General features: G+C 60.0%; 22 protein-coding genes and 1 tRNA gene. 17 read left to right on the top strand and 6 right to left on the bottom strand.

The annotated features are described in order from the left end of the window. Window positions 1-52: 52 nt before the first annotated feature. From AC27VQ_RS15655 to AC27VQ_RS15630, 6 genes are all read left to right on the top strand, one after another. On the top strand, window positions 53-1603 hold the full coding sequence (locus tag AC27VQ_RS15655) for a type I restriction-modification system subunit M (protein ID WP_488716975.1): 1551 nt from the start codon (window positions 53-55) through the stop codon (window positions 1601-1603). Next, complete coding sequence (locus AC27VQ_RS15650; RefSeq protein ID WP_488716974.1) at window positions 1600-2775, top strand: restriction endonuclease subunit S; 1176 nt, start codon at window positions 1600-1602, stop codon at window positions 2773-2775. The genes AC27VQ_RS15655 and AC27VQ_RS15650 overlap by 4 nt, the downstream gene beginning before the upstream one ends. A gap of 6 nt (window positions 2776-2781) precedes the next feature. Next, entirely contained in the window at window positions 2782-6219 is a 3438-nt protein-coding gene (locus AC27VQ_RS15645) for a DEAD/DEAH box helicase family protein (protein ID WP_488716973.1), read from the top strand. 5 nt (window positions 6220-6224) lie between these two features. Then, window positions 6225-7010, top strand: a complete 786-nt coding sequence (locus tag AC27VQ_RS15640; protein ID WP_488716972.1) for a DUF429 domain-containing protein — start codon at window positions 6225-6227, stop codon at window positions 7008-7010. Next, on the top strand, window positions 7000-7743 hold the full coding sequence (locus AC27VQ_RS15635) for an NYN domain-containing protein (RefSeq protein WP_488716971.1): 744 nt from the start codon (window positions 7000-7002) through the stop codon (window positions 7741-7743). The genes AC27VQ_RS15640 and AC27VQ_RS15635 overlap by 11 nt, the downstream gene beginning before the upstream one ends. Window positions 7744-7886: 143 nt before the next feature. Then, window positions 7887-8381, top strand: a complete 495-nt coding sequence (locus AC27VQ_RS15630) for a hypothetical protein (protein ID WP_488716970.1) — start codon at window positions 7887-7889, stop codon at window positions 8379-8381. A 16-nt stretch (window positions 8382-8397) separates the two neighbouring features. Here the strand turns inward: AC27VQ_RS15630 and AC27VQ_RS15625 are convergent, their stop codons facing one another. From AC27VQ_RS15625 to AC27VQ_RS15615, 3 genes are all read right to left on the bottom strand, one after another. Beyond that, the gene (locus AC27VQ_RS15625; RefSeq protein WP_488716969.1) at window positions 8398-8937 is read right to left on the bottom strand and encodes a hypothetical protein; all 540 of its coding nucleotides are present in this window, start codon (window positions 8935-8937) and stop codon (window positions 8398-8400) included. A 250-nt stretch (window positions 8938-9187) separates the two neighbouring features. Further along, a complete protein-coding gene (locus AC27VQ_RS15620) occupies window positions 9188-9721 on the bottom strand; it encodes a hypothetical protein (protein ID WP_488716968.1) in 534 nt (177 codons plus the stop codon). A 1329-nt stretch (window positions 9722-11050) separates the two neighbouring features. Beyond that, window positions 11051-12043 carry a site-specific integrase gene (locus AC27VQ_RS15615; protein ID WP_488716967.1) on the bottom strand — a complete coding sequence of 331 codons (993 nt, stop codon included), beginning with the start codon at window positions 12041-12043 and terminating at the stop codon, window positions 11051-11053. Window positions 12044-12176: 133 nt separating this feature from the next. Between AC27VQ_RS15615 and AC27VQ_RS15610 the strand changes: the two genes are divergently transcribed. After that, entirely contained in the window at window positions 12177-13616 is a 1440-nt protein-coding gene (locus tag AC27VQ_RS15610) for a DUF6880 family protein (protein WP_488716966.1), read from the top strand. A 157-nt stretch (window positions 13617-13773) separates the two neighbouring features. On the opposite strand, the gene AC27VQ_RS15605 is transcribed toward AC27VQ_RS15610, so the two are convergent. Further along, complete coding sequence (locus AC27VQ_RS15605) at window positions 13774-14910, bottom strand: DUF6932 family protein (RefSeq protein ID WP_488716965.1); 1137 nt, start codon at window positions 14908-14910, stop codon at window positions 13774-13776. A gap of 161 nt (window positions 14911-15071) precedes the next feature. Beyond that, window positions 15072-15161: transfer RNA gene (locus AC27VQ_RS15600), tRNA-Ser, on the bottom strand. Window positions 15162-15501: 340 nt separating this feature from the next. Here AC27VQ_RS15600 and rplU point away from each other — a divergent pair. From rplU to AC27VQ_RS15580, 4 genes are all read left to right on the top strand, one after another. Continuing rightward, window positions 15502-15870 carry a 50S ribosomal protein L21 gene (rplU, locus tag AC27VQ_RS15595; RefSeq protein ID WP_050745338.1) on the top strand — a complete coding sequence of 123 codons (369 nt, stop codon included), beginning with the start codon at window positions 15502-15504 and terminating at the stop codon, window positions 15868-15870. 25 nt (window positions 15871-15895) lie between these two features. After that, the gene (gene rpmA / locus AC27VQ_RS15590) at window positions 15896-16165 is read left to right on the top strand and encodes a 50S ribosomal protein L27 (protein WP_023515222.1); all 270 of its coding nucleotides are present in this window, start codon (window positions 15896-15898) and stop codon (window positions 16163-16165) included. Between the two features lie 126 nt (window positions 16166-16291). Continuing rightward, window positions 16292-16924 carry a GNAT family N-acetyltransferase gene (locus tag AC27VQ_RS15585; protein WP_488716964.1) on the top strand — a complete coding sequence of 211 codons (633 nt, stop codon included), beginning with the start codon at window positions 16292-16294 and terminating at the stop codon, window positions 16922-16924. Beyond that, window positions 16921-17511, top strand: a complete 591-nt coding sequence (locus tag AC27VQ_RS15580; protein ID WP_488716963.1) for a GNAT family N-acetyltransferase — start codon at window positions 16921-16923, stop codon at window positions 17509-17511. Before AC27VQ_RS15585 ends, AC27VQ_RS15580 begins: the two co-directional genes overlap by 4 nt. A gap of 32 nt (window positions 17512-17543) precedes the next feature. Here the strand turns inward: AC27VQ_RS15580 and AC27VQ_RS15575 are convergent, their stop codons facing one another. Further along, window positions 17544-18404: an endonuclease/exonuclease/phosphatase family protein gene (locus tag AC27VQ_RS15575; protein ID WP_488716962.1), complete on the bottom strand. Its 861-nt coding sequence runs from the start codon at window positions 18402-18404 to the stop codon at window positions 17544-17546. A gap of 85 nt (window positions 18405-18489) precedes the next feature. Here AC27VQ_RS15575 and obgE point away from each other — a divergent pair, with 85 nt between their 5' ends. The 6 genes from obgE (at window position 18490) to rlmH (ending at window position 23667) form a co-directional block, all read left to right on the top strand. Then, on the top strand, window positions 18490-19500 hold the full coding sequence (gene obgE / locus AC27VQ_RS15570; protein ID WP_421590042.1) for a GTPase ObgE: 1011 nt from the start codon (window positions 18490-18492) through the stop codon (window positions 19498-19500). Window position 19501: 1 nt separating this feature from the next. After that, window positions 19502-20671 (top strand): glutamate 5-kinase, encoded by a 1170-nt coding sequence (gene proB / locus AC27VQ_RS15565; protein WP_488716961.1) that lies wholly within the window; start codon window positions 19502-19504, stop codon window positions 20669-20671. Further along, on the top strand, window positions 20664-21941 hold the full coding sequence (locus tag AC27VQ_RS15560) for a glutamate-5-semialdehyde dehydrogenase (RefSeq protein WP_488716960.1): 1278 nt from the start codon (window positions 20664-20666) through the stop codon (window positions 21939-21941). Before proB ends, AC27VQ_RS15560 begins: the two co-directional genes overlap by 8 nt. 37 nt (window positions 21942-21978) lie before the next feature. Further along, window positions 21979-22587, top strand: a complete 609-nt coding sequence (locus AC27VQ_RS15555; protein ID WP_421590171.1) for a nicotinate-nucleotide adenylyltransferase — start codon at window positions 21979-21981, stop codon at window positions 22585-22587. Between the two features lie 103 nt (window positions 22588-22690). Continuing rightward, window positions 22691-23104: a ribosome silencing factor gene (gene rsfS / locus AC27VQ_RS15550; RefSeq protein WP_117371367.1), complete on the top strand. Its 414-nt coding sequence runs from the start codon at window positions 22691-22693 to the stop codon at window positions 23102-23104. Between the two features lie 80 nt (window positions 23105-23184). Further along, entirely contained in the window at window positions 23185-23667 is a 483-nt protein-coding gene (gene rlmH, locus AC27VQ_RS15545) for a 23S rRNA (pseudouridine(1915)-N(3))-methyltransferase RlmH (RefSeq protein ID WP_421590038.1), read from the top strand. The last annotated feature ends 44 nt before the right edge of the window (window positions 23668-23711 follow it).

Genomic DNA, 23711 nt, shown 5'->3' with positions numbered 1-23711 from the left:
GGCGTGCAGCCATTAAGGTGCCAGCTGATTCGGATGATGGCAGGGACCAAGCATGCTCACAGGTGAAATTCGCTCGAAGGTCGATCAGGTCTGGAATGCCTTTTGGGCTGGCGGTATCGCCAATCCGCTGGAGGTGATCGAGCAGATCACCTACCTCTTGTTCATGCGCGGCCTGGACGAAATCCAAACCCGCGAGGAGAGCAAGGCCAACATGCTCGGCCGGAAGATCGAGCGGGTGATATTTCCGGATGGTGTCTATCGGCAGGATCGCGACGGAAAAGATGTGAGTTATCAGGAGCTGCGCTGGTCGCGGCTGAAGAATGAAGACCCGGCCCGGATGTATCTGCTGGTCTCGGATTTCGTCTTTCCCTTCCTGCGCGAAATGGCCGAGGACGGCACCGCCCATTCGGAACACATGAAGGGCGCGCGCTTCACCATCCCGACGCCCGGCCTGCTGGCCAAAGTGGTCGACATGTTGGCGGACATCCCGCTGGAGGGTCGCGACACCAAGGGCGATCTCTACGAATACATGCTCGGCAAGATCGCGTCCGCCGGCCAGAACGGCCAGTTCCGCACGCCGCGCCACATCATCAAGCTGATGGTCGAACTAACCAAGCCCACGCCGCAGGATGTGATCTGCGATCCGGCCAGCGGCACCTGCGGTTTCCTGGTCGCGGCCGGCGAACATCTGCGCGAGCACCATGCGAAGCTTTTCATGGACAAGTCGCTCAACCGGCATTTCCACGATACGATGTTCCACGGCTATGATTTCGACCAGACCATGCTGCGCATCGGGTCGATGAACATGCAGTTGCACGGGGTCGAGGGCGCCGATATCCGCTACCGGGATTCGCTTGCTTCCAGTCATGGCGATGATGCCGGCAAATATTCGCTTGTTCTCGCCAACCCGCCCTTCGCCGGCTCTCTGGATTACGAGACTACCGCCAGCGACCTGCTGTCCATCGTCAAGACGAAGAAAACCGAGCTTCTGTTCATGGCGCTGTTTTTGAAGCTCCTGAAGCCCGGCGGGCGCGCGGCGGTGATCGTGCCGGATGGCGTGCTGTTCGGCTCGTCCACGGCACACAAGGCGATCCGCAAGATGCTGGTGGACGACCACAAGCTCGACGCGATCGTGAAGCTGCCGTCCGGCGTGTTCAAGCCCTATGCCGGCGTCTCCACGGCGATCGTGTTCTTCACCAAGACCAATTCCGGCGGCACGGATCACGTCTGGTTCTACGATCTGCAGGCCGACGGTATGAGCCTGGATGACAAGCGCCAGATGTTGCTGCCGGAGGAAAAATTCGGTCCCGTGCCGAAGGAGAAGCTCAGCGAGGAAGAGCACGCGAAGAACAACCTGCCGGATGTGCTGACCCGCTGGGCTGAGCGGACCGGCACCGAGCGCGAAAACCTGCGCACGGGGCAGAGTTTTACAGTAACGCGCGGGGAAATCGCCGGTGCCGACTACGACCTCTCGCTCAACCGCTACAAGGAAGTTGTGCACGAGGCGGCCAAGCATCGGCCGCCGAAGGAGATCATTGCGGAACTGCTCAAGCTGGAGGACGAGATTGCGATGGGGCTGCGGGAGTTGGAGGGGATGCTGTGAGCTACGCCTGGCAGACGGTTCGTCTCGATTCAATTTTTGAGATCGCGCGCGGCGGCTCACCAAGGCCTATCGAGAATTTCATTACTGATGATGCAAACGGCTTGAAGTGGGTGAAGATCGGCGACGCAACTGCTAGCGGAAAATATATCGAGCGCACGAAGGAAAAAATTAGGCCGGCAGGGCTCAATAAAACGAGGCAGGTTTTCCCGGGCGACTTCTTATTAACGAACTCCATGAGTTTCGGTCGTCCATATATTATGGCGACAGACGGGTGCATACATGACGGCTGGTTGCTTTTAAGACCGCGTGATGAGCGCATTGTTTGGCGAGAGTTCTTCTATCATCTGCTTGGTTCTCAAGCCGTTTATGGCAAGCTTGCAAGCCGCGCCGCTGGATCCACAGTCAAGAATCTTAACACTGAAATTGTCTCCAGCGTTGAAATCCCCCTTCCGCCCCTCGAAGAGCAGAAGCGGATCGCGGCGATCCTGGATAAGGCCGATCAACTGCGCCAGAAGCGCCGCCAGGCCATCGCGCTGCTCGACAGCCTCACCCAGTCGATCTTTCTGGAGATGTTCGGGGATCCGGTGAGTAATCCTAAGGGATGGAAATGGGCTAAGCTCGGAGCGATCGGAGATCTAGATCGTGGTGTGTCAAAGCATCGGCCCAGAAACGATCCTCGGCTATTAAGCGGGAGCCATCCTCTGATACAAACGGGAGACGTTTCGAACAGCGGTGGCTACATCCGAGCGTATAAGTCTACCTACTCCGACCTCGGACTTGCACAGAGCAAAATGTGGCCGGCAGGAACCCTATGCATCACGATCGCCGCAAACATCGCTAGCACTGGCATCCTGACGTTTCCAGCTTGCTTCCCCGACAGTGTGGTGGGCTTCAGCAGCTCCACGCCGGGAATGAGCCAATACGTTCGCGTGTGGATGAGCTTCCTAAAAGACACATTGGAGAGAATTGCTCCAGCCGTCGCGCAAAAGAACATTAACCTGGCGATTCTCCGCGACCTTGACATTCCTCTACCGTCGGCAGAAACCTTGCGGAAGTTCAACTTGGCGATGGATCAACTAGTGATAGAGCAGGAGAGATCGATGTTGCATGCGCAGAACTCGGACGTTCTCTTCTCCTCCCTCCAGCACCGCGCCTTCTCCGGCCAGCTCTGAAGCTCCATGTCCAACTTCGCCTTTCTCGCCGCCGAATTTCCCGAGATCTTCGACAGCGCGAAGCGGGCGGAAGCTTTGGCGGAAGGCGATCCGCGGGCGTCGGCCTTCTATGCACGGCGCACGGTGGAACTATCAGTGCAATGGGCCTACACCCATGATCCCGGCCTCAAATTTCCCTATCGAAGCAATATCTCGGCGCTGATCCACGAGCCGAGTTTTCAGAAGAACGCCGGCCAGGCGGTGTTTTCCAAGGCCCGCGTGATCATCAAGATCGGCAACCAGGCCGTTCATGAAAGCCGCGAGACGAAACCCGCCGAAGCGGCCAATGCCGTGCGCGAGCTGTTCCATCTCTGTTTCTGGCTGGCCCGCACCTATGCGCGCAAGGGCCGCCCCGCCGACACCCTCGCCTTCGACCCTGCCCATCTGAGCCGCAAGAACGATGTGGTTAAGCGCGCCTTCACCGAGCTCACCCGCATGAAGGGCGAGATGGAGGCGAAGGACGCGGCTTTCGAGGGCATGCTGCGCGACAAGGCCGATCTCGACGCGGAACTCGCGCGCCTGCGCGCCGAGGTCGCCACCGCCCGCCGCGAGAACGAGGCACGTCCCGATCATCACGACTATTCTGAAGCCGAGACCCGCGACCTTTATATTGATCTTCTGCTAAAGGAGGCGGGCTGGAAGCTGGACAGCCCACGCGACCGCGAATTTCCGGTCGAGGGCATGCCGAATGCCGAAGGCAAGGGGTTCGTCGATTATGTTCTATGGGGCGATGACGGCAAGCCCCTGGCGCTGATCGAGGCCAAACGCACCAAGCGCGATCCCCGCGCCGGCCAGCAGCAGGCCAAGCTCTATGCCGACTGCCTAGAGAAACAGTTCGGCCAACGGCCGGTGATCTTCACCTCCAACGGCTACGAGCACTGGATCTGGGACGATAGCGCCTATCCACAGCGCGCCGTTTCCGGTTTCTACAAGAAGGCCGAGCTGGCGCTGATGATCCAGCGGCGCACGAGCCGCAAGCCGATCACGGGACTGACCGTCAACAGAGAAATCGCCGGCCGCTATTACCAGACCCGCGCCATTTCCCGCGTCGCCGAGACGTTCGAGGCCCACAAGCAGCGCAAGAGCCTACTGGTCATGGCGACCGGCTCCGGCAAGACGCGCACGGTGATCGCGCTCGTCGATCTTTTGATGCGCGCCGGCTGGGTGAAGCGCGTGCTCTTCCTCGCCGACCGTGTGGCGCTGGTGAACCAGGCCGTGCGCGAGTTCAAGCGGCAGCTGCCGGAGACGTCGCCGGTCAATCTGGTGACGGAGAAGAACGGCGAGGGCCGCGTCTTCCTCTCGACCTATCCGACGATGATGAACCTGATCGACGAGCGCAAGGCAGGCGAGGCGCGTTTCGGCCCCGGACACTTCGATCTCGTTATCATCGACGAAGCGCATCGCTCGGTCTATCAGCGCTACGGCGCGATCTTCGACTATTTCGACAGCCTGCTCGTCGGCCTGACCGCGACGCCGAAGGACGAGATCGACCGCAACACCTACGGCCTGTTCGACCTCGAAGATGGGGTGCCGACCGACGCCTATTCGCTCGACAAGGCGGTGGAGGACGAATATCTCGTGCCGCCGCATTCCGTCTCCGTGCCGCTCAAATTCCAGCGCGAGGGCATCCGCTACGACGATCTTTCCGACGACGAGAAAGAGCAGTGGGACATGTTGGAATGGGACGAGGAGGATGGCGACCCGCCCGACAGCGTCAACGCCGAAGCCGTCAACAAGTGGCTGTTCAACGCCGACACCGTCGACAAGGTCTTGGCGCATGTGATGACCGAGGGGCTGAAGGTTGCGGGCGGCGACCGGCTCGGCAAGACGATCATCTTCGCCAAGAACCAGAGCCACGCCGAGTTCATCGAGGAGCGCTTCAACCGCGCCTATCCGCATCTTGCCGGCCATTTCGCCCGCGTCATCACCTTCAAGACCGAATATGCGCAGAGCCTGATCGACGATTTTTCGAAGAAGGAAAGCAATCCGCACATCGCCATCTCCGTCGACATGCTCGACACCGGTATCGACGTGCCGGAAGTCGTCAATCTCGTGCTGTTCAAGCTGATCCGCTCGAAAACGAAATTCTGGCAGATCATCGGCCGCGGCACGCGCCTCTGCCCCGATCTCTTCGGCCCCGGCGAGGACAAGGAATTCTTCCGCGTCTTCGACTATTGCCAGAACCTGGAGTTCTTCCGCCAGAACCCGCAGCCGGACGACGGTCGCAATGCCAGGAGCCTGAACGAACGGCTGTTTGCCGCCCGCTTTGACCTTGTCCGCGCTCTGGATGAGAAGCGGAGGCTGGGTGTGGTGGGTGTGGCGGAGCCGGATCAGGATGCCTATGACGCCGGCGTCGAAAAGCGGGAAGACGAAAAGCCGCTTGACGAGCGAACGATCCGCGATGAGGCACTCGATGCGCTGCGCACCTATGTCGCCGGCATGAACCTCGATAACTTCATCGTGCGGGGCAAGCGTCGCGCCGTCGAGAAATACAAAGCTGCTGAGGCCTGGAGCGATCTGACGGACGCCATGCGCGACGAACTGCTCGACGAGGTCGCACCCCTGCCAAGCGAGGTTAAGGGCGAGGCGGAAGAGGCGAAACGCTTCGATCTCCTGATCTTCGGCCTGGAGCTCGCGCTGCTCAAGGGTTCGAAGAGCTTCGATAGGCTGAAGAAGCAGCTGATCGAAATAGCTTCAGCACTTGACGAACAGACTGCAATCCCGGTCATCGCCGCACAGCATCCGCTGATCCTCGACATCCTCTCCAATATTTGGTGGGAGGGCATCACCGTGCCGATGCTCGAACTGGTGCGGCTCAGGCTTCGCGGCCTCGTGCAGCATATCGAGAGGGGCAAGCGCAAGATCGTCTACACCGATTTCGAGGATGAGCTCGGCCAGGGCGCCGAGATCGACCTGCCGGAGGTCGGCGAGGTCGATTTCGCCCGCTTTAAGCGCAAGGCACGGCATTTCCTGCGCGAGCATGAGGACCACATCGCCATCGCCAAGCTGCGCCACGGCAAACCGCTGACGCCGACCGACATCGAGGAACTGCAGGGGATGCTGCTTTCCGCCGGCATCGGCGACGCCAAGCACCTGGAGAAGGCGACCGAAGTAGCCCACGGCTTCGGGACCTTCGTCCGCTCCCTGATCGGGCTCGACCGCGCAGCGGTAGCCGAGGCGTTTTCCGGTTTTATTTCCGAGAGCGGCGCCACGGCCGACCAGATCGAGTTCATCGACATGGTGATCGAGCACCTCACGGAAAAAGGCGTGATGGACCCCGGCCTTCTCTACGAAAGCCCCTTCATTGACGTCGCGCCGGAGGGACCGGAACAGGTCTTCGATTTCGAGAGAACCAAACGATTGATAGAAGTGATCAAGGGGCTGAACGAGAGTGCAGTGGGGTAAGGCCTATGATCGACCTGGACAGTATCGCACTTCTTGGTATCGACGTCGGCTTCTCCAAATCCCGACCGACGACGGGCATCGCCTGGAGCAAGGGCAGAGCATTCAAGGCCGCAAGAACTCACACCGACTGGCAGCGCCGCAGCCAACACATTCCGGCGACGACGACCTTCTCCGTCATCGCTATCGATGGTCCGCTCGTCCCTCTCGGTTCTGATGACAGTCTCGATCGCTTTTGTGAGCGATTATTCATTCGCGGCGCGTTTCAGACTCGGTGCAAACCCGGCCTGAGCCATATTGGATATGGACGCGATTTGAGGCGGGCTGCTGCGGAGACGGCGGAGCAGGTCGTTCATCTCGCCGACCGGAATGTTGTGGTCGAAAGGGCCATTCGAAATGGCGCCTCGATCGTTGAAGCATTTCCCAATGCATTCTTGGGTGTTCTCTTGCCCGAGGCGCGCTTTGCCATGCCGGCAGCCGGCAAGCGCAAGAAATTTGATTGGCTCTATGATCATGCCGTTGAAAGCGGCGTTCTCGAAGACCTGTTTCACACGATCGGCTGGCTGAACCTCGAACTGATAGACGCCGTATTGGCCGAGACGGATCACGAGAAGCGAGCCGCCTGGATCTGCCTCCTTACCGCGGCCTGTGCGGCAACTGGAAAGTCTGAGGTCGTCGGCGACGAGGTTGGTGGGTGGTTTTGGCTGCCGCCCACGAACCTCTGGGCTCAATGGGCTCGCGACGCATTGGCCCACAGTGAGATAGAGCTGCGGAGACAGAAACATGCCGGCTGAACCTCGTTCGCCGCGCCTGGCGGTCCTCATCGACGCCGACAACGCCTCGGCAAAAATCGTCGACGGTCTGTTCGAGGAGATTGCCAAGATCGGCGAGGCAAGCGTCCGGCGCATCTATGGCGACTTCGCAAATGCTCGCTCGAAGGCCTGGATCGACGCGCTCGCAAAGCACGCGATCATCCCGCAGCAGCAGTTCGCCTACACCACCGGCAAGAACGCATCCGACATCACCCTGGTCATCGACGCTATGGATCTGCTGCACAGCGGACGCTTCGACGGCTTCTGTCTCGTATCATCCGACAGCGATTTTACTCGCCTGGCCGCTCGAATACGCGAACAGGGCGTTGATGTCTTCGGCTTTGGCGAGCAGAAGACGCCGGAGAGTTTCCGGCAGGCGTGTCGTAGATTCATCTACACCGAAAACCTGCTTCCTACCGCCACGTCCAACGACAGCGACGCGAGCAGCACGTCGAAGTCGCTCCAGCCACCGAGCGCCGCCACACCGATCATCAAAAAGGTCATCGGGCAGATGGAAACCGAGGATGGCTGGGTGCCGCTCGGTGCTGTCGGCGCACAGCTAGCCAACCTGGCGTCGGACTTCGATCCGCGAACATATGGGTTCCGAAAGCTCAGCGATCTTGTGCGAAAGACCAATGCGTTCGACCTCGATCAGCTAGAGGGTAAGCCGCTGCGGATACGGGTCAAACAGACAGGGCCGAAGAAGAGCTCATAAACGGTGAGCGGTATGCTGTTGGTTGACTCACAGCCGCTCGCTGGTGAGCACCGAGAGTTCTGACGTTGCTTCGCAGCTCTCGACGTGCCAAACGCGCCAGCGAGTCTCCTGAGCGGATCGGGCGACCGTGACCGGATATTGATATGACGAAGAAGCAGGCGCGCGACCGAGCGTATTATGAGGAACGGCTAAAAAGGGATCACCCGTCGGTCTACGCCGATCTTAAAGCCGGAAAGCATCGCACTGTCACGGATGCCGCAATTGCTGCCGGTTTGAGGAAAGTAAGAACGCGCTTACTTGAGTTGAGGAACGCGTGGACGAAGTCTGATCCTCTTGAACAAGATGCGTTCTTAAGGTGGTTGAGGGCGTCAGGAGCGTTGCCACCGAGCGTTCCCGCCGCGGCGACTGTGACTGGCCCCGCTCGTATCGCTATCGATCGCCAGCTGACGCCACGGGCATGCCGGCGGATCGAGGAGATAATGTCAAAGCGCCACCTCACGATCGGCCAGCTGATGGTCGAGCTCGGGTATCCAGCGCTTAACGCCTCCGTTGGAATGGCCCTCGCACGGGGGACGCGCCTTAAGCCCGACGTGATCGCTGCCCTTGAGAAATGGCTTGCCGCAAACGCGTCCGTTTAACCGCAATGACAGCTGGTCAACCATCTCGTCGATCGGAGACCAGATCCTTCAGATCCTTGATGCTGATCTTGTAGATGGAGTTGAGTGTGTTGACATAATCCACATCCTCGTCGGCCCGGCACGCTCCCCCATGCAAGCGCTGCTCGATACCGCGACTGCGCGCCAGCTGAGTAATAAGATCGCTGATTGAGATTCCCCCTAGCGGAGCAAGTGCTTCAGCAATGCGTCCTTCGAGCATCGGATCAACGGGGATACGACATTTTTCCGAGATCACACGTATCCGACTTGCGATCGACGTTAACACGGACACCGCTGTCTCGAGCTCGTCGTCAGCCCTTGCCAGAGTCGGACCGGATAAGGCTATACCGACTAGAACACCGCACACCGTTGTAGCTTTTCCCCATTTGCGGCCTGGGGCAGATTGTGAAGAGCGAAACATCGTAAATTCGAACCTTCCTTGATCGAGCGACCCGGCGAAAGGCCGGGTCTCAAGAGGTTCATTGGGCGGGTCGAGTTTCTGCACAATGGCGGGGAAGCCACAGGTGCTTGGGATCATTCTGCTGAATTCGCTTTCAGAACGGCATGCACCCACCGGCCTCCTACCACCGGCACTCGTCCCTCCTCGCCGGCGAGCTTCCTGCTCAACAGGCGTGCGACATCGCCATAGCTGCGCTCTTCGCGGAACCAGGTGAGGTGTTCATGGCCGCAGAGCTTCCGCAAAAGCGGATCGTAATGCCGGGGGAAGGTTCGGCATCGTGTTCAAGCATTCCGCACACCTCCAGAAGAGACAGCTCATATTCAAACGTTCAAAACATCCCGAACGTCGGATCACTCATCATCTGGCTCGCTTCTTCTGATTTCGCCTGGCGCAGGCGGTTCCGCTGCTGCTGGCGAACGATGAGTTCCGCCTGTATGTCCGAAGCTGAGGCTCCGCTCGCTTCACGGCGCTTGACGAAATTGCGATCTGCGCGCTGGCCACGCTTGCGCTCTTCCTTCTCGTCGGCCGTTAAATGCGATAGATCTTCGTTCGGCGTAGCGCGGACCTTACGGCGGCTTGCGTTGCGTGACTCCCGTCCTTCACCTGCGCGCCAGCGATCCACATCGCGACGCCGGCGCCAACCTTCATCACTGTCACGCCTCTTTTCTTCCTCAAACCGCTTCTTTGCCTCGCGGATTTGATATTCCAATTCCGCCAGCCGGCGCTCTTTATTCGGCTGCGTGGAAAGCTCTTCATACTTTTCCTGCAGTTCCCGAAGTTCCCTCAGCCGACGGTCAAAGGGCGTCAGCCTGATCTCCGCCGGAATGAAGGTGAAAGTGTCGTCATCGCTAACGTCCGCCATTGGTTGTCCCCGTCTGTTGTTCACGCGGGGACTTATAACGGAGAGGCAACGGAACCGCCGCGGGTCGTGAGCGAAGGCGATATGACGAGATACAAAACCGGATCCGAGACCTTTTCGGACCATTCCATAGCTGGGAAGCGTCTCTACAAACTACGTGAACTTTTGGCCGTTATTATTAAACACTAATACATAATAACTTATATTATTTAGTAAATACTAATAGACCGGACAAAAGTTCACGCTTGTTCCAGTATAGACACTCGGTCGCCTGCGGCTCCCTCCCTGCGCGGCCTCCGGCCTTGCCCGCGCCGCTGGCGCGGACGAATGAACGAACGCCCGGTAGTTCAACGTCACTTCGAGAAAGAGAAGCGAATGGAATGGAAGACATGGACCAGGGGAAACACTCCGGCTGGTCGCCTACGGCTCCCAGCAACGGCAATCCGGCGGTCGGTTCGGTTTCCCTCCCTAACACGTCCGGGTGGCGAAAAAGCATCAGACGCGCGGTCAACACCCTCGACCTTAGGTCTGGCATCTCTTCATTGACTCGAGGATTCGCTGTGGCGAGCTCCGTCGGTTAAGATGATGATTTGCACTATTGCTCTTCGGCGCGTGCCAGTGAGCTCCTATGTCGATTTTGGCAGAGGAGGTTTGAACGACCAGTCTGTCGCCGGCACGGAAAGCATCCCAATCAAGCAGCTTGCTTATTTCTAGGACTTCGATGCGCGGTGGGCGAGTTGGAGGAGCGGACGCCGTAATCCTGTCCGGTCAGACTCAGGAGGCTATACGGCACCAGGTCGATGCGGACAGAAAGAAGGCGCGCTTTCTTTTGACGTCCAGCACTATGAGACACGACGCAAATAGGGATGTCGCCGGCGTGATATGAGGTCCAATTCCCACGTGGTTGCGAACTAGGATCCTGAATCGTAGATCAAGCTACTGTAGCATTTGCGGAACTGTGCGGATATGTTTTCAGTGCTTGGAACCAAGGCGGACCGAGCAAGAAAGACTTAGGCTCAAGCAGGTCGTCGCTTCTTTATCACAAGATGTCCGCATAGACACTGCGTGGTCAAAAGGCGAAAGGGTCAATCACAACCAGAGCGGGCTGGCGCACCTTTACGCGGAAGAGGAAATCATCGAATTCGGCTCGATCTGTCAAGATCATGTAAACATAGCGTCAAGGTCAGGGCCATTTTTCGAGCGATTTCGGCGTTTATGACAACATCGATTGCAACTTTAAATATGTATTTGTCAAGCTTTCGGCGCCATTACCTTTACCTAGCGGATGTTTCAGGGCGATCTAGGTAAAGGTATGTCAAGGTCGTAACGGCGTCAGGCAAGGCGAGCGACGAGGTCGTCGGCAGACAAATGCGTATAGCGTTTAAGCATCCGCAGCTCCTTATGTCCCGAGATGCTGCTGACCTCGATGACGTTGAGACCCCGCTCGAACAAGCGGCTGACGCCCTCGTGTCGCAGATCATGGAAACGGAGCCCGTTGATGTCGACACGTATCAGCAGACGACGCCACGCCTGCTCAAGCGCACCCGCCGTCATCGGGAAGACGATAGATTGATCTACCGCCGCGCGCTCCTTCCAGTGCATCAGCGCGTCGAAAGCGCGCTGAGACAAAGGCACCTGGCGTCCAGACCCATTCTTGGTCATCGTCAGCGTGATGACCCGACGATTGTGTGAGATGTCGCTCCAACGCAGACCGAGGATCTCGCCACGGCGCATCCCGGTCTCGATCGCCAGGATTATCAGTGTTTTGAAGAAGGGGATCTTGCCACCGTCACAGCCGTCGAGCAGGCGCTGTTCTTCGTCGCCGGTCAGTCTTCGACTGCGCTCATTGCGGATCACCGGACGACGAACCAGCTTCACCACGTTCTTTGCAAGAGGCAGGCCCCAATCACGGATCGCAACCTCGATCACGTGACTGAGGATCGCGAGCTCGCGCACTGTCGTAGATGGAGCTACGGTGCGGAGCCGCTCGTCGCGGAATGACGAGATGTCCTGAGGTGATAGACCGACCATCGTCCGGTAGGCGATGTCATGGCGCTTTAGCACGTCGATGCGCTGGATCTCCTGGACCGAGCCACGTTTGGTCGGCGATACCTCGATCTTGTAACGCTCCAGGAGCTCACTCAGCGTCGTGCTCTCGAGGATGCGGGTATCCGGCGCGGCACCGAACCGATCGACCTGGGCCTCCAGGTCACGCGCCCACTTCTCGGCGTCCAGCTTGCTGTCGAATGACTTGCAACGAGGCTTCATACCGCGCCGACGCACCTGTGCTTGCCAGCGTCCTCTGAGTTTTCGGATCGTTGCCATGTGATCTCCAATCAAGTTGAAGATCACGCGTAGGACGCCCCTGGTGTGGAGCCAAGGACAATTCCGGCACGCCAGTGTTGGCTCCGGCTGGCCCCTGTATTAGTCATACTGCAACAGAGACAGTTGACGGCCTATGGCAACCAAAACCACCCTCAATGCGAAGAACCTCGAGGCACTCGGTGCGCAACGGCTCGCCGAACTTCTGATCGAAATCAGCACAGGCAGTGCCGCGCATAAGCGGCGTCTCCGCATGGAGCTTGCCGGCAACCACAGTGGTGCCGAGGTCGCTCGAGAAGTCCGCAAGCGACTTTCCAGCATCGCACGCGCCAAGACCTTTATCGACTGGCGGAAGATCAAGGCCACGAAGGCGGATCTCGAGACGCAACGAAAGACGATCGTCGAAACCATCGCTCCTCACGATCCGGCGGAAGCTTTCGAGCTGATCTGGCAGTTCCTGGCGATCGCTGATCCTCTCTTTGACCGCTCAGACGATGGCAGCGGCTCGTTGATCCAGAGTTTCCATCAGGCCGGCACCGACGCCGGGAGTATCGCCAAAGCCGCGAAGATCGACGTTGATGTTCTGGCTGAGAGGGTGTTCAAGGCGTTTCAAGACAACGGCTACGGACAATTTGACCGGTTGATCACGGCGTTGGCACCGGCGCTCGGCAACAAAGGCCTGGAGCATCTCAAGGCACGCTTCGTCGCTTGGGCGAAAGAAGCCAAGGAGAAGCCGGCTAAGAATGATCGGCGGGTCATCGGCTGGAATAGCGCGGGTGCGATCTACGAGGACGAAGTCTATGGAAATCGCAAGGATCTCACCGTGCGCATCGCGCTGCAGGAGATTGCTGACGCCCAGGGTGACGTGGATGCCTATATCGCTCAGCAGTCGGAGAAGACGCGTGGCGCTCCCATGGTCGCAGCGGATATTGCCAATCGTCTTGTCTCAGCGGGACGAGCCGAAGAAGCACTCGCGGTGCTCGACAAGTTAGAGACCAACGGACGGGAGGATGTTCCATTCGAATGGCAGCTGGCACGCACGGAGGCACTGGAAGCGCTGGAGCGCAACGATGAAGCCCAGGCATTCCGGTGGGCGTGCTTTGAACAGTCATTGAATGATGAGCATCTGCGAGCCTACGTCCGTCGCTTACCCGACTTCGACGACCTCGAGGCCGAGGAGAGAGGTTTCGCATTCGCCCAAGCATTTCCGGATGCCAATCGCGCCCTCTACTTTTTCCTGCGATGGCCGTCACCGGCAGAGGGAGCGAAGCTTGTGACGAACCGGGCGTCCGAACTGGACGGCGATCTCTACGAGCTGATGACCCCGGCTGCAGAGGTGCTGTCGACCAAGCATCCACTGGCCGCCACGATCGTGTTGCGCTCGATGATCGACTTCACCCTGGAGAGTGGCCGGGCGAGTAGATACAAGCATGCGGCACGTCATCTGGCTAAATGCCGATCTTTGGCGACCCAGATCGAGGACTTTGGCAGCATCCGACCGCACGATGATTATGTCGCGGACTTGAAGCGAGAGCATGGTCGGAAATCGGGGTTTTGGAGCCTGGTGTCGCGATGATGTCGCCTTCACCCGCGAGCGTCCTCTAAGTTTCCGGATCGTCGCCATGTAATCTCCAATGATGTTGAAGATCTTGCGTAGGATGCCCCTAAAGGGGAGCCAATGGACATTTCGTCACCTCATGTATGACTGGTCTGAGATCGAGCTCACGCCCGTTCTACCTCATCAACAGACTATGGGCGGGCGGTAGGCCACTTTTCCTCGCGTATAACTCAAGTTGAGGCAACCATCTCTGAACAAAAACGTCGCGTCGTATCACGTTATTATGGTCGAATATTTGGCACTCGCTTTGAATCAACTTCGGGGAAGCTGTTACGAATCCGGTGGTCCCTGAGCAACCGATCAGGGGGTCAACAAATCTTGCGCTTGCTCCAGCCAGTTTCACGACCTTATCGCGTGGTGAAATCTCATTTATCACTCCAAGTGAATTTTTACCTAATACTTCAAAGCTATCTGGATTAACAATTGATCCGGTTAATACTATAAGTTTGAATTTTACCGGAGATACGTTCCATCCAGAGAGGTATTTCGCAACTACGAAATTTCCGAACGAGTGACATATCAGAGATATGTTATCTCCGTGTTCACGTTTAACGTCAAAAATAAAATCCCTAAAGCTATTTAATACTCTGTCTCGGCCGGATCCTCGAAAATAATCAAATACACTTGTATAACCATACACGAATAGACATACGATCCAACCAGCTGCGCTTGATAGTCTCGTCACCTCTGCATTCCAAGCGGCGCGTGACTTAATCCCATGGATTGTGACTAAGACTTTGGATCGAGCCTTTGGAACACTGATGTGGCGATTCATATATGCCCAGCGCGTGGCATCTAGGGTAGCCTCATCTGTGTATTGGACAATCTCTGCCAAAGCGAGATTATTCACCAGGCTAACTTCGACGACTCCAACCTGCTGGCCTGACCGGGCGGTGCTAAACAAGGCAACATAGCTGGAGAGAATCTGCGTCTGACTTTCCGCGCAAAACACAATATCTACTGCCACAGCGTCGATAGCGATGTTTTTAGAACCCTGGGATAGCTGCTCAAGAGTGGAATATACGATCAGAACATCCAGATCTGAGGGGTCAGGGCGCGACGTGATAAACGAACCGCCGAAAACAATTCTCGAAGCCCCCGTTTTATAAGCGTAAGCAGCAATATTCTCCACTGCCTGGGCGAACTGCGAGCGGTCATCGGTAGAGCAAAATCGTGCAACGACCTCCTCGAGTGAGGCCGACCAAATGCCTGGCGGCAAAAGCCCCTGTGGCGTGAGTTCAGGTAGTGCCAAGCTTCTCCCTCCCCATAAAGATGCAATGAGCTATCCTAGACTCAAAGGGTTTGGCAAGCAGGTCGTGCCGAGAGTGTGCCCCCCGTCATTTCAGCAAGCGCATTGAAGATTTTAGGGAACGTAAATGGAGCTTGCGGAGCCCTGCGGCTCAAGGTTCAAACTGGCGGAGAGGGTGGGATTCGAACCCACGATACGGTTGCCCGTATGCCGCATTTCGAGTGCGGTGCTTTCGACCACTCAGCCACCTCTCCGCTTCGCTGGTCGGCGCCTTGCGACGCGGGGCGGTACATAGCGGGTGTCGGGCGGGGGCGCAAGGGGGCGGGGCCTGAGAAAATTCATCTCTTTGTCATGGTGACGGGAAATCCCTTGACAGTTTCCGGCGGCTCACCTATTGCGCAAGGTGCAGTGGCATAGGTCTGACTTGTGCCGCTACGAGGGTTCTTTGCGCTTTCGGCCTTGGATTTCAAGGGCCGCCTGCCTGAACCCTCCCCGAGCCGGCGATGCGCTAATGCATCGTCATTCCCGCGACTGATAAAAAGACGGCCTTGCCCTTTGGGACAAAGAGCCGGCACGAACATGAAAGGATATAAAATGTTCGCAGTCATCAAGACCGGCGGTAAGCAGTACCGCGTGGCCGCCAACGACGTTCTGACGATTGAAAAGCTGTCGGGCGACGCTGGTGCGAAGATCGAATTCACCGAAGTGTTGATGGTCGGCGTTGGCGCCGATGCAACGATCGGCGCGCCCTTCGTCGAAGGCGCCGTCGTCACCGCAGAAGTCGTCGAGCATGGCCGCGCCAAGAAGGTTATCGCCTTCAAGAAGCGCCGTCGCCAGAACTCGAAGCGTTCGCGCGGTCATCGTCAGCACAACACGACTGTCCGCATCATCGACATCGCCGGCGCCGGCAAGGCCAAGAAGGCTTCCAAGAAGTCTGACGCCGCCGAAGCCGCAGCCGAATAATCCGGACAGGTAAAGGAGAACTCCCATGGCACACAAAAAAGCTGGCGGCTCCTCGCGCAACGGTCGCGATTCCCAGTCCAAGCGCCTCGGCGTGAAGAAGTTCGGCGGCGAAGCCGTCCTCGCAGGCAACATTATCGTCCGCCAGCGCGGCACGCAGTGGCATCCCGGTGCCAATGTCGGCCTCGGCAAGGATCACACGATCTTCGCTCTGACAGCTGGCAATGTGAATTTCCGTACGAAGGCCAACGGTCGCGTTTACGTGTCTGTCGCCCCGAAAGCGGAAGCAGCGGAATAAGCCGGTAGCGCTCTAAAACAGCCGGCGTCTCATCGACCCGGCTGGCGCTACAGGTTTCAGGCCTGAAGAAGAAAAAGGGAGATGAGGCAAGACCTTATCTCCCTTTTTCGTTCTGGAGGACTGAACATGCAAACCGAGTTGTTGCGGGAAGACCAATCACGGTCTCCCCAGGAAAGGCTGAGGCCTGACCGGTCGAGGACCGATTGCCCGATCTTACTGTCGCCGCGGCTCGTCATGAGAGCCCCGCACGAAGACGACATCGACGCCCTTGCCCATCTCGCCAACAACGCCAATATCGCCAATATGGTCGCCCGCATGCCGCACCCCTATACGGTTGCGGATGCCGCTGATTTCGTGCGACGCACACGCGCCGGCGCGATTGGCAAGTGCGTCTATGCCATCACGAAAGCCGACAACGGCGCCTTCCTCGGTTGCTGCGGCATCGAACCGCACGAGGACGGACGCACCGTCGAGCTCGGCTACTGGCTGGGCGAACCCTACTGGAACCAGGGCTATGTCACGGAAGCGGCCCATGCGCTGATCGACATGGTGTTCCGCACCCGTGACATCGACCAGATCGATGCGCGCTGCCGGGTCATGAACATCCCATCGCGGCGCGTCATTCAGAAGTGCGGCTTCCAGTTCCAGGCGACAGGCATGGTGCAGAGCCTCGCCGTCGGTGGCATGGTGCCCGTGGAATGGTACAGGCTCGATCGCAAGACCTGGGTCTCGCTGAAGAGCTGGGGAGGCATGCGATGAACGCCATGCAGACCCCGATGGACCGGAGCCGCATTGCCGGCCCCGGTCCCTGCCCGACCATCACGACGGCCCGCCTGACGCTGCGTCCGCACCGCATGTCGGATGCGGACGCCATCGCCCAGTCGCTGGCCGACTTCCAGGTATCGCGCATGCTGGCGCGGGTCCCCGCCCCCTATGACCGGCAGGAAGCGACCGAATGGCTTTCGGTCATGACCACCGATCTCAACGAGGGCTGGGCCTTCGCCATCACCGCCGGTGACGACGTGCATATCGGCTGCCTGTCCTTCGAAAAGCGGGAAATCGGCTGGGAAATCGGCTACTGGCTGAACCGCTTCTACTGGCGGCGCGGCTATATGAGCGAGGCGGTGCATGCGGCCATCGCGCGGTTCCTGATGCGCATGCCGGGCACGGAAATCCATTCCGGCGTCTTCGCCGACAACCTCGCCTCGCTCAAGGTGCAGGAAAAGGCGGGCTTCCGCGTCACGGGCTGCAGCGACGTGTTCAGCGTCGCCCGCGGCGCGATGGTGCCGCATATCGAAACGCTGTTGGCGCCGGGTGATTTTCGCCCGGCCTCCCCGCGGCGATAAAACAGGATCGGGGCGGAGAGATCCGCCCCGGTTTACGACAGCTCGAACCAGACGGGCATGTGGTCGGAGCCAAAGGCGGTCTCGTCCACCCAGGCATCCGTCAGGCGCTCCACGAGGCCGTGGCTGAGAAAACAATAGTCGAGGAACATGCGGTCGGCATGATCCTTCGGGTTGATCCAGCTGAAGCTTGCCGCATGGCGCTTGCCAAGGCCGGCCAGCGCATCGACGGGATTGGTGGCGCGGATCTGGCGGCCGTAGAGCGCGTCGACATCGCCGACCATTTCGCAATATTCCGGCGATTCCGGCACCATGTTGAAGTCGCCCATCAGGACATAGTCTTCCGGCACCGGCGGTTCGGGCAGGCCGAATTCATGAGCGCCGGAAATCGCGCCGCCCTCGAAACCGTAGAGTTGCGCGCGATCCTTGAGATACCGGATCTGCGCGATGCGCTCGTCGCGGTGGACATGGTCGAGATGCACGGAATAGACGCGCAGCGGGCCGCCGGGCGTGGCGATCACCACTTCGGTGGCGCCGCGCTGGAGGTTCAGCTTGTCGAGCGTGCGGGTACGGGGAAGTGAAATGAGGCGGGTCGAGAGGATCGGCCAGCGGGAAAAGATCATGTTGCCGAACTGGAAGCGGCGGTTGACCACACGGCCCTTCTCGATCGCCGAGCCGGCATCGAGATCGCAGGCCGGCCAGAAGGCGGAATAATGGTTGGCAAGCAGCGTCTGCAATTCGGCGACCATGTCGATGCCGCCGTTGAGGTGGAAGTTGCGGGTCACCTCCTGCAAGGCGATGATATCGGCACCGTGGATCGAGGAGACGATGCGCGGCAGGTCGAGGCGATCGTCGAGACCGATGCCGTACTGGATGTTATAGCTGACGAATTTCACGATAGTCTTTGACCTCTGCGGGAAGCGGCTATATCGAAGACGGCAAAATGAGCATGTTGAACAGAATAAAGCGAACGGCGAGCCGATGAAGTTCCTGGACGAAGCAAAAGTCTATATCCGGTCCGGCGACGGCGGGGCAGGGGCTGTCTCGTTCCGCCGTGAAAAATTCGTCGAATTCGGCGGACCCGACGGCGGCGACGGCGGACGCGGCGGCGATGTGTGGGTGGAGGCCGTCAACGGTCTCAACACGCTGATCGACTTCCGCTTCCAGCAGCATTTCAAAGCCTCGACCGGAACGCATGGCATGGGCCGCAACCGCACGGGCGCCAATGGCGCATCCGTGACGCTGAAGGTGCCCGTCGGCACGCAGATCTTCGAGGAAGACAACGAGACGCTGATCATCGACATGGTGGCCGAGGGACAGCGCTTCAAGCTGGCCGCCGGCGGCAATGGCGGCTTCGGCAACTCGCATTTCAAGTCCGCCACCAACCAGGCGCCGAACTGGGCCAATCCGGGCCTCGAAGGGGACGAGAAGACCATCTGGCTCCGGCTGAAGCTGATCGCCGATGCCGGTCTGGTCGGCCTGCCGAATGCCGGCAAATCGACCTTCCTCGCCACTTGCACCCGCGCCCGGCCGAAGATCGCCAACTATCCGTTCACGACGCTGCACCCGAACCTCGGCGTGGCGACGATCGACGGCAGCGAATTCATCTTCGCCGACATTCCCGGCCTCATCGAGGGCGCACATGACGGTGTGGGTCTCGGCGACCGCTTCCTCGGCCATGTCGAGCGCACGCGCGTGCTGCTGCATCTCGTCTCCGCGCAGGAAGAGGATGTGGGCAAGGCCTACAAGACGGTCAAACACGAACTGGAAGCCTATGGCGGCGGCATCACCGACAAGCCGGAGATCGTGGCGCTGTCGCAGATCGACCTTCTCGACGAGGACGAGCTGAAGAAGAAGACCAAGGCGCTGCAAAAGGCCTGCGGCCAGCCGGTGCTGCAGCTCTCCGCCGTCGCCAATGTCGGCATGATCGGTGCGCTGCGCGCCGTGCGCGACATCATTGTTCAATCGAAGAATGCCGGATCCGACGACTGAGATGACGAAGAACCGCAAACCGCTCGGAAAACACCGCCGGATTGTGATCAAGATCGGCTCGGCCCTGCTCGTGGACCGGGCCACGGGCCTGAAGAAGGCCTGGCTCGATGCGCTGTGCAAGGACATCGCGGCGCTGAAGGCTGGCGGCACGGATGTGCTCGTCGTCTCCTCCGGCGCCATAGCACTCGGCCGCTCCGTGCTGAAGGTGCCCTCGGGCGCCCTGAAGCTGGAGGAAAGCCAGGCAGCGGCCGCCGTCGGCCAGATCGCGCTGGCACGCGCCTGGTCGGAGAGCCTGTCATCCGACGGTATCGTCGCGGGCCAGATTCTGCTGACGCTTGGCGATACGGAAGAGCGCCGCCGCTATCTCAATGCGCGTGCGACGATCAACCAGCTTCTGAAGCTCGGCTCCGTGCCGATCATCAACGAGAACGACACCGTCGCCACGACGGAAATCCGCTATGGCGACAACGATCGCCTCGCTGCCCGCGTCGCGACGATGACCGGTGCCGATCTGCTCGTTTTGCTGTCGGATATCGACGGCCTCTATACGGCGCCGCCACATCTAGACCCGGACGCGCGTTTCCTCGACACCATCGACGCCATCACGCCGGAGATCGAGGCGATGGCGGGCGGTGCTGCCTCCGAACTGTCGCGCGGCGGCATGCGCACCAAGATCGATGCCGGCAAGATCGCGACGGGCGCGGGCTGCGCCATGATCATCGCGTCGGGCAAGGTCGATCATCCCCTGCGGTCCATCGAAAATGGCGCGCGTTCCTCGTGGTTTGCGCCTTCGGGCTCGCCCGTCACCGCGCGAAAAACCTGGATTGCCGGGCAATTGCAGCCGGCCGGCCGGCTGGAGATCGATGCCGGCGCTGAAACCGCACTGAGCGCCGGCAAAAGCCTGCTGCCCGCCGGTGTGCGCGGCGTCTGGGGCGCGTTTTCGCGTGGCGATACCGTGTCGATCTACGGCACGAACGGCCGCGAGATTGCCCGTGGCCTTGCCGGCTACGATGCGGACGAAGCGCGGCTGATCGTCGGCAAGAAATCCGCTGATATCGCCGAAATCCTCGGCTATGCCGGCCGCGCCGCGATGGTGCACCGGGACGACCTCGTGGTGACCGGCCTTGCCGCGTCCACCACGGAGGCGGGAAAGGACGTGAGCCATGCTTGATCAGGTCAAGACCGACATCGACGCCCTGATGGCCGAGATCGGCCGCAATGCCCGCGCCGCCGCCCGCCCATTGGCCATCGCAACGGCCGCGCAGAAGAACCGCGCGCTCGAAGCCATGGCGGCCGAAATCTTCGCCAATCGCGAGGCCATCCTCGCCGCCAATGCGATCGATCTCGCCAACGCCCGCGAAAGCGGTGTCGCTGCCTCTTTCATCGACCGGCTGACTCTGACAGCGGAGCGCATCGACGGCATCGCCGCCGCGATCCGCGATATCGCGGACCTGAAGGACCCGGTCGGCGACATCATCGCCGAATGGGATCGTCCGAACGGCCTGCATATCGAGCGCGTACGCACGCCGCTCGGCGTCATCGGCGTGATCTATGAAAGCCGTCCCAATGTGACCGCGGATGCAGGCGCGCTGTGCCTGAAGGCCGGCAATGCCGTGATCCTGCGCGGCGGCTCCGACAGCGTGAATTCATCGCAGGCGATCCATTCCTGCCTCGCCGCCGGCCTCAAGACCGCGGGCCTGCCGGAACACGCCATCCAGTATGTGCCGGTCACCGACCGCGCCGCCGTCGGCGCCATGCTGTCGGGCCTCAACGGATCGATCGACGTCATCGTGCCGCGCGGCGGCAAGAGCCTCGTCGCACGTGTGCAGAGCGAGGCGCGCGTGCCGGTCTTCGCCCATCTCGAAGGCCTCTGCCATATCTATGTCGATAAGTCGGCCGACCTCGACATGGCCAAGAGAATCGTCGTGAACGCCAAGATGCGGCGCACCGGCGTCTGCGGCGCGGCTGAGACGTTGCTGATCGATCGCGCCGTTGCCGACACGCATCTTACCCCGCTCGTCGAAGGTCTCGTCGCCGCCGGCTGCGAGGTGCGCGCCACGGACGAGATTCGCGCCCGCATCCCCGGCCTTGTCGCCGCAAGCGAACAGGACTGGTCAACGGAATATCTCGACGCGATCATCTCCGTCTCTCTGGTCGACGGCATTTCGGGCGCCGTGGAACACATCAATCGCTGGTCCTCCGCCCATACGGAAGCGGTGATCGCCGAAGACCCCGATGTGGTCGAGCGCTTCTTCAGCGAGATCGATTCGGCCATCCTCGTGCACAATGCCTCCACCCAGTTCGCCGATGGCGGCGAGTTCGGCATGGGCGGCGAGATCGGCATTGCGACCGGCAAGATGCATGCGCGCGGCCCCGTCGGCGTCGAGCAGCTCACCTCGTTCAAATACCGGGTGCGCGGCACCGGACAGGTGCGGCCCTGAGGTGACGGCGGACGCGGTTGCAGAGCGTTATCTGAGGATGCCGCATGTCGAAAAGGGCATGTCGGTCGGCCTGTTCGGCGGCTCGTTCAACCCGCCGCACCAAGGCCATGCGCTGGTTGCCGAAACCGCCCTGCGCCGGCTCGGCCTCGACCAGCTCTGGTGGATGGTGACGCCGGGCAACCCGCTGAAAGACCACAAGGAATTGGCGCCGCTTGCCGAGCGCATCCGTCTCAGCGAAGAGATCGCTCCCAGTCCCCGCGTAAAAGTGACGGCCTTCGAAAAGCGGCTTGGCCAGAGCTATACGGCCAAGACCTTGGAACGCGTGCAGGCCCTGAACCGCGGCGTGAATTTCGTCTGGATCATGGGCGCCGACAATCTGAAAACCTTCCATAAGTGGCAGAACTGGCAGAAGATCGCCTGCACCTTCCCCATCGCCGTTATCGATCGGCCGGGGTCGACGCTCGCCTATCTTTCCTCGCGCATGGCCAAGACCTTCGACTATGCCCGCGTCGACGAGGAGGATGCGATGAGCCTGCCGGGCCGGCGCGCACCCGCCTGGACCTTCATCCACGGGCCACGCTCGCCTCTCAGCTCCACGGCGCTGCGGACACGCACAACGCTAGAGAAAACCATCCATCAGAAGTGACGTCTTGAAAGTGGTAACCTTTGGTGCCTACATTTAGTGGGTGCCGGGGCCGACATATACCGGCACGAGACGTGCTTGACCTGTTTTACGGAAAGGAACGAACCTGACAACAGCGCACGCAAAGGGAAACGTCATCGGCGTTTTCTCCAGGAGCGCGGGCCGCAGCGACGATGCCGCCGACCGTGCCCTTCACCTGGTCCTCGCTAGCCTCGAGGACTCGAAGGCAGAAGATATCGTCACGATCAACATTGCCGGTAAATCGGCGCTGGGCGACTACATGGTGGTCGTGTCCGGACGCTCGAACCGTCACGTCATGGCGATTGCCGACCACCTCATCTCCGACATGAAGGACGAAGGCCTGGGCAATGCCCGCGTCGAGGGCCTTGAAGCCGGCGACTGGGTGCTCATCGACACGGGCGATATCATCGTCCATGTGTTCCGGCCTGAGATCCGGGAGTTCTACAACATCGAAAGGATGTGGGCGGCTCCTGAGATGGAAGACGGTACGGTTCACTAAACAACACGCCGGGCTCCTGTCCGGCGGGGAAACACGGTGGCGCCGCTGAAGCGCCACCCGAACGGACAGGGCTTCGGGCGATGCGGGTTGGACTTTTTGCGGTTGGACGGCTGAAGGCCGGCCCTGAGAAGGATCTTGCGGCCCGCTATATCGACCGTTTTGTGAAGGCCGGTCCCGCTATCGGCCTCGAACTCGGCAAGATGGCCGAAGTCGGCGAAAGCCGCGCCGGCAATGCCGAGACGCGCAAGCGCGAGGAAGCGGCGATGCTGGAGAAGGCACTGCCCGACGGCGCCGTGCTGATCCTGCTCGACGAGCGTGGCAAGTCGCTCGATTCACCCGGTTTCGCCAATCTTCTCGGCGGTTTCCGCGATGCGGGAAAACGCGAATTGATGATCGCCATCGGCGGCGCCGACGGGCTGGACCCCGCCCTTTACGACCGAGCAGATGCGACGCTCTGCCTTGGTAAAATGACCTGGCCGCACCAGCTCGTGCGCATCCTGCTCGCCGAGCAGCTTTATCGCGCCGTCACCATCCTCTCCGGCCATCCCTATCACCGCAGCTGACACCATGGCCGCGCAAGCCCCCAGGTTCAGAATAGCGGGGGTCC

It is taken from the genome of Shinella sp. 20P9.1.1 (assembly GCF_057798995.1).
This window is presented reverse-complemented; position numbering and strand designations above follow the sequence as displayed.

Excerpts from the sequence above, each read along its gene's own strand:
- AC27VQ_RS15655 (WP_488716975.1), top strand. The coding sequence starts at position 53 with ATGCTCACAGGTGAAATTCGCTCGAAGGTCGATCAGGTCTGGAATGCC.
- AC27VQ_RS15645 (WP_488716973.1), top strand. The coding sequence starts at position 2,782 with ATGTCCAACTTCGCCTTTCTCGCCGCCGAATTTCCCGAGATCTTCGAC.
- AC27VQ_RS15640 (WP_488716972.1), top strand. The coding sequence starts at position 6,225 with ATGATCGACCTGGACAGTATCGCACTTCTTGGTATCGACGTCGGCTTC.
- AC27VQ_RS15635 (WP_488716971.1), top strand. The coding sequence starts at position 7,000 with ATGCCGGCTGAACCTCGTTCGCCGCGCCTGGCGGTCCTCATCGACGCC.
- AC27VQ_RS15630 (WP_488716970.1), top strand. The coding sequence starts at position 7,887 with ATGACGAAGAAGCAGGCGCGCGACCGAGCGTATTATGAGGAACGGCTA.
- AC27VQ_RS15625 (WP_488716969.1), bottom strand. The coding sequence starts at position 8,937 with ATGATCCCAAGCACCTGTGGCTTCCCCGCCATTGTGCAGAAACTCGAC.
- AC27VQ_RS15620 (WP_488716968.1), bottom strand. The coding sequence starts at position 9,721 with ATGGCGGACGTTAGCGATGACGACACTTTCACCTTCATTCCGGCGGAG.
- AC27VQ_RS15615 (WP_488716967.1), bottom strand. The coding sequence starts at position 12,043 with ATGGCAACGATCCGAAAACTCAGAGGACGCTGGCAAGCACAGGTGCGT.
- AC27VQ_RS15610 (WP_488716966.1), top strand. The coding sequence starts at position 12,177 with ATGGCAACCAAAACCACCCTCAATGCGAAGAACCTCGAGGCACTCGGT.
- rplU (WP_050745338.1), top strand. The coding sequence starts at position 15,502 with ATGTTCGCAGTCATCAAGACCGGCGGTAAGCAGTACCGCGTGGCCGCC.
- rpmA (WP_023515222.1), top strand. The coding sequence starts at position 15,896 with ATGGCACACAAAAAAGCTGGCGGCTCCTCGCGCAACGGTCGCGATTCC.
- AC27VQ_RS15585 (WP_488716964.1), top strand. The coding sequence starts at position 16,292 with ATGCAAACCGAGTTGTTGCGGGAAGACCAATCACGGTCTCCCCAGGAA.
- AC27VQ_RS15580 (WP_488716963.1), top strand. The coding sequence starts at position 16,921 with ATGAACGCCATGCAGACCCCGATGGACCGGAGCCGCATTGCCGGCCCC.
- obgE (WP_421590042.1), top strand. The coding sequence starts at position 18,490 with ATGAAGTTCCTGGACGAAGCAAAAGTCTATATCCGGTCCGGCGACGGC.
- proB (WP_488716961.1), top strand. The coding sequence starts at position 19,502 with ATGACGAAGAACCGCAAACCGCTCGGAAAACACCGCCGGATTGTGATC.
- AC27VQ_RS15560 (WP_488716960.1), top strand. The coding sequence starts at position 20,664 with ATGCTTGATCAGGTCAAGACCGACATCGACGCCCTGATGGCCGAGATC.
- AC27VQ_RS15555 (WP_421590171.1), top strand. The coding sequence starts at position 21,979 with ATGCCGCATGTCGAAAAGGGCATGTCGGTCGGCCTGTTCGGCGGCTCG.
- rlmH (WP_421590038.1), top strand. The coding sequence starts at position 23,185 with ATGCGGGTTGGACTTTTTGCGGTTGGACGGCTGAAGGCCGGCCCTGAG.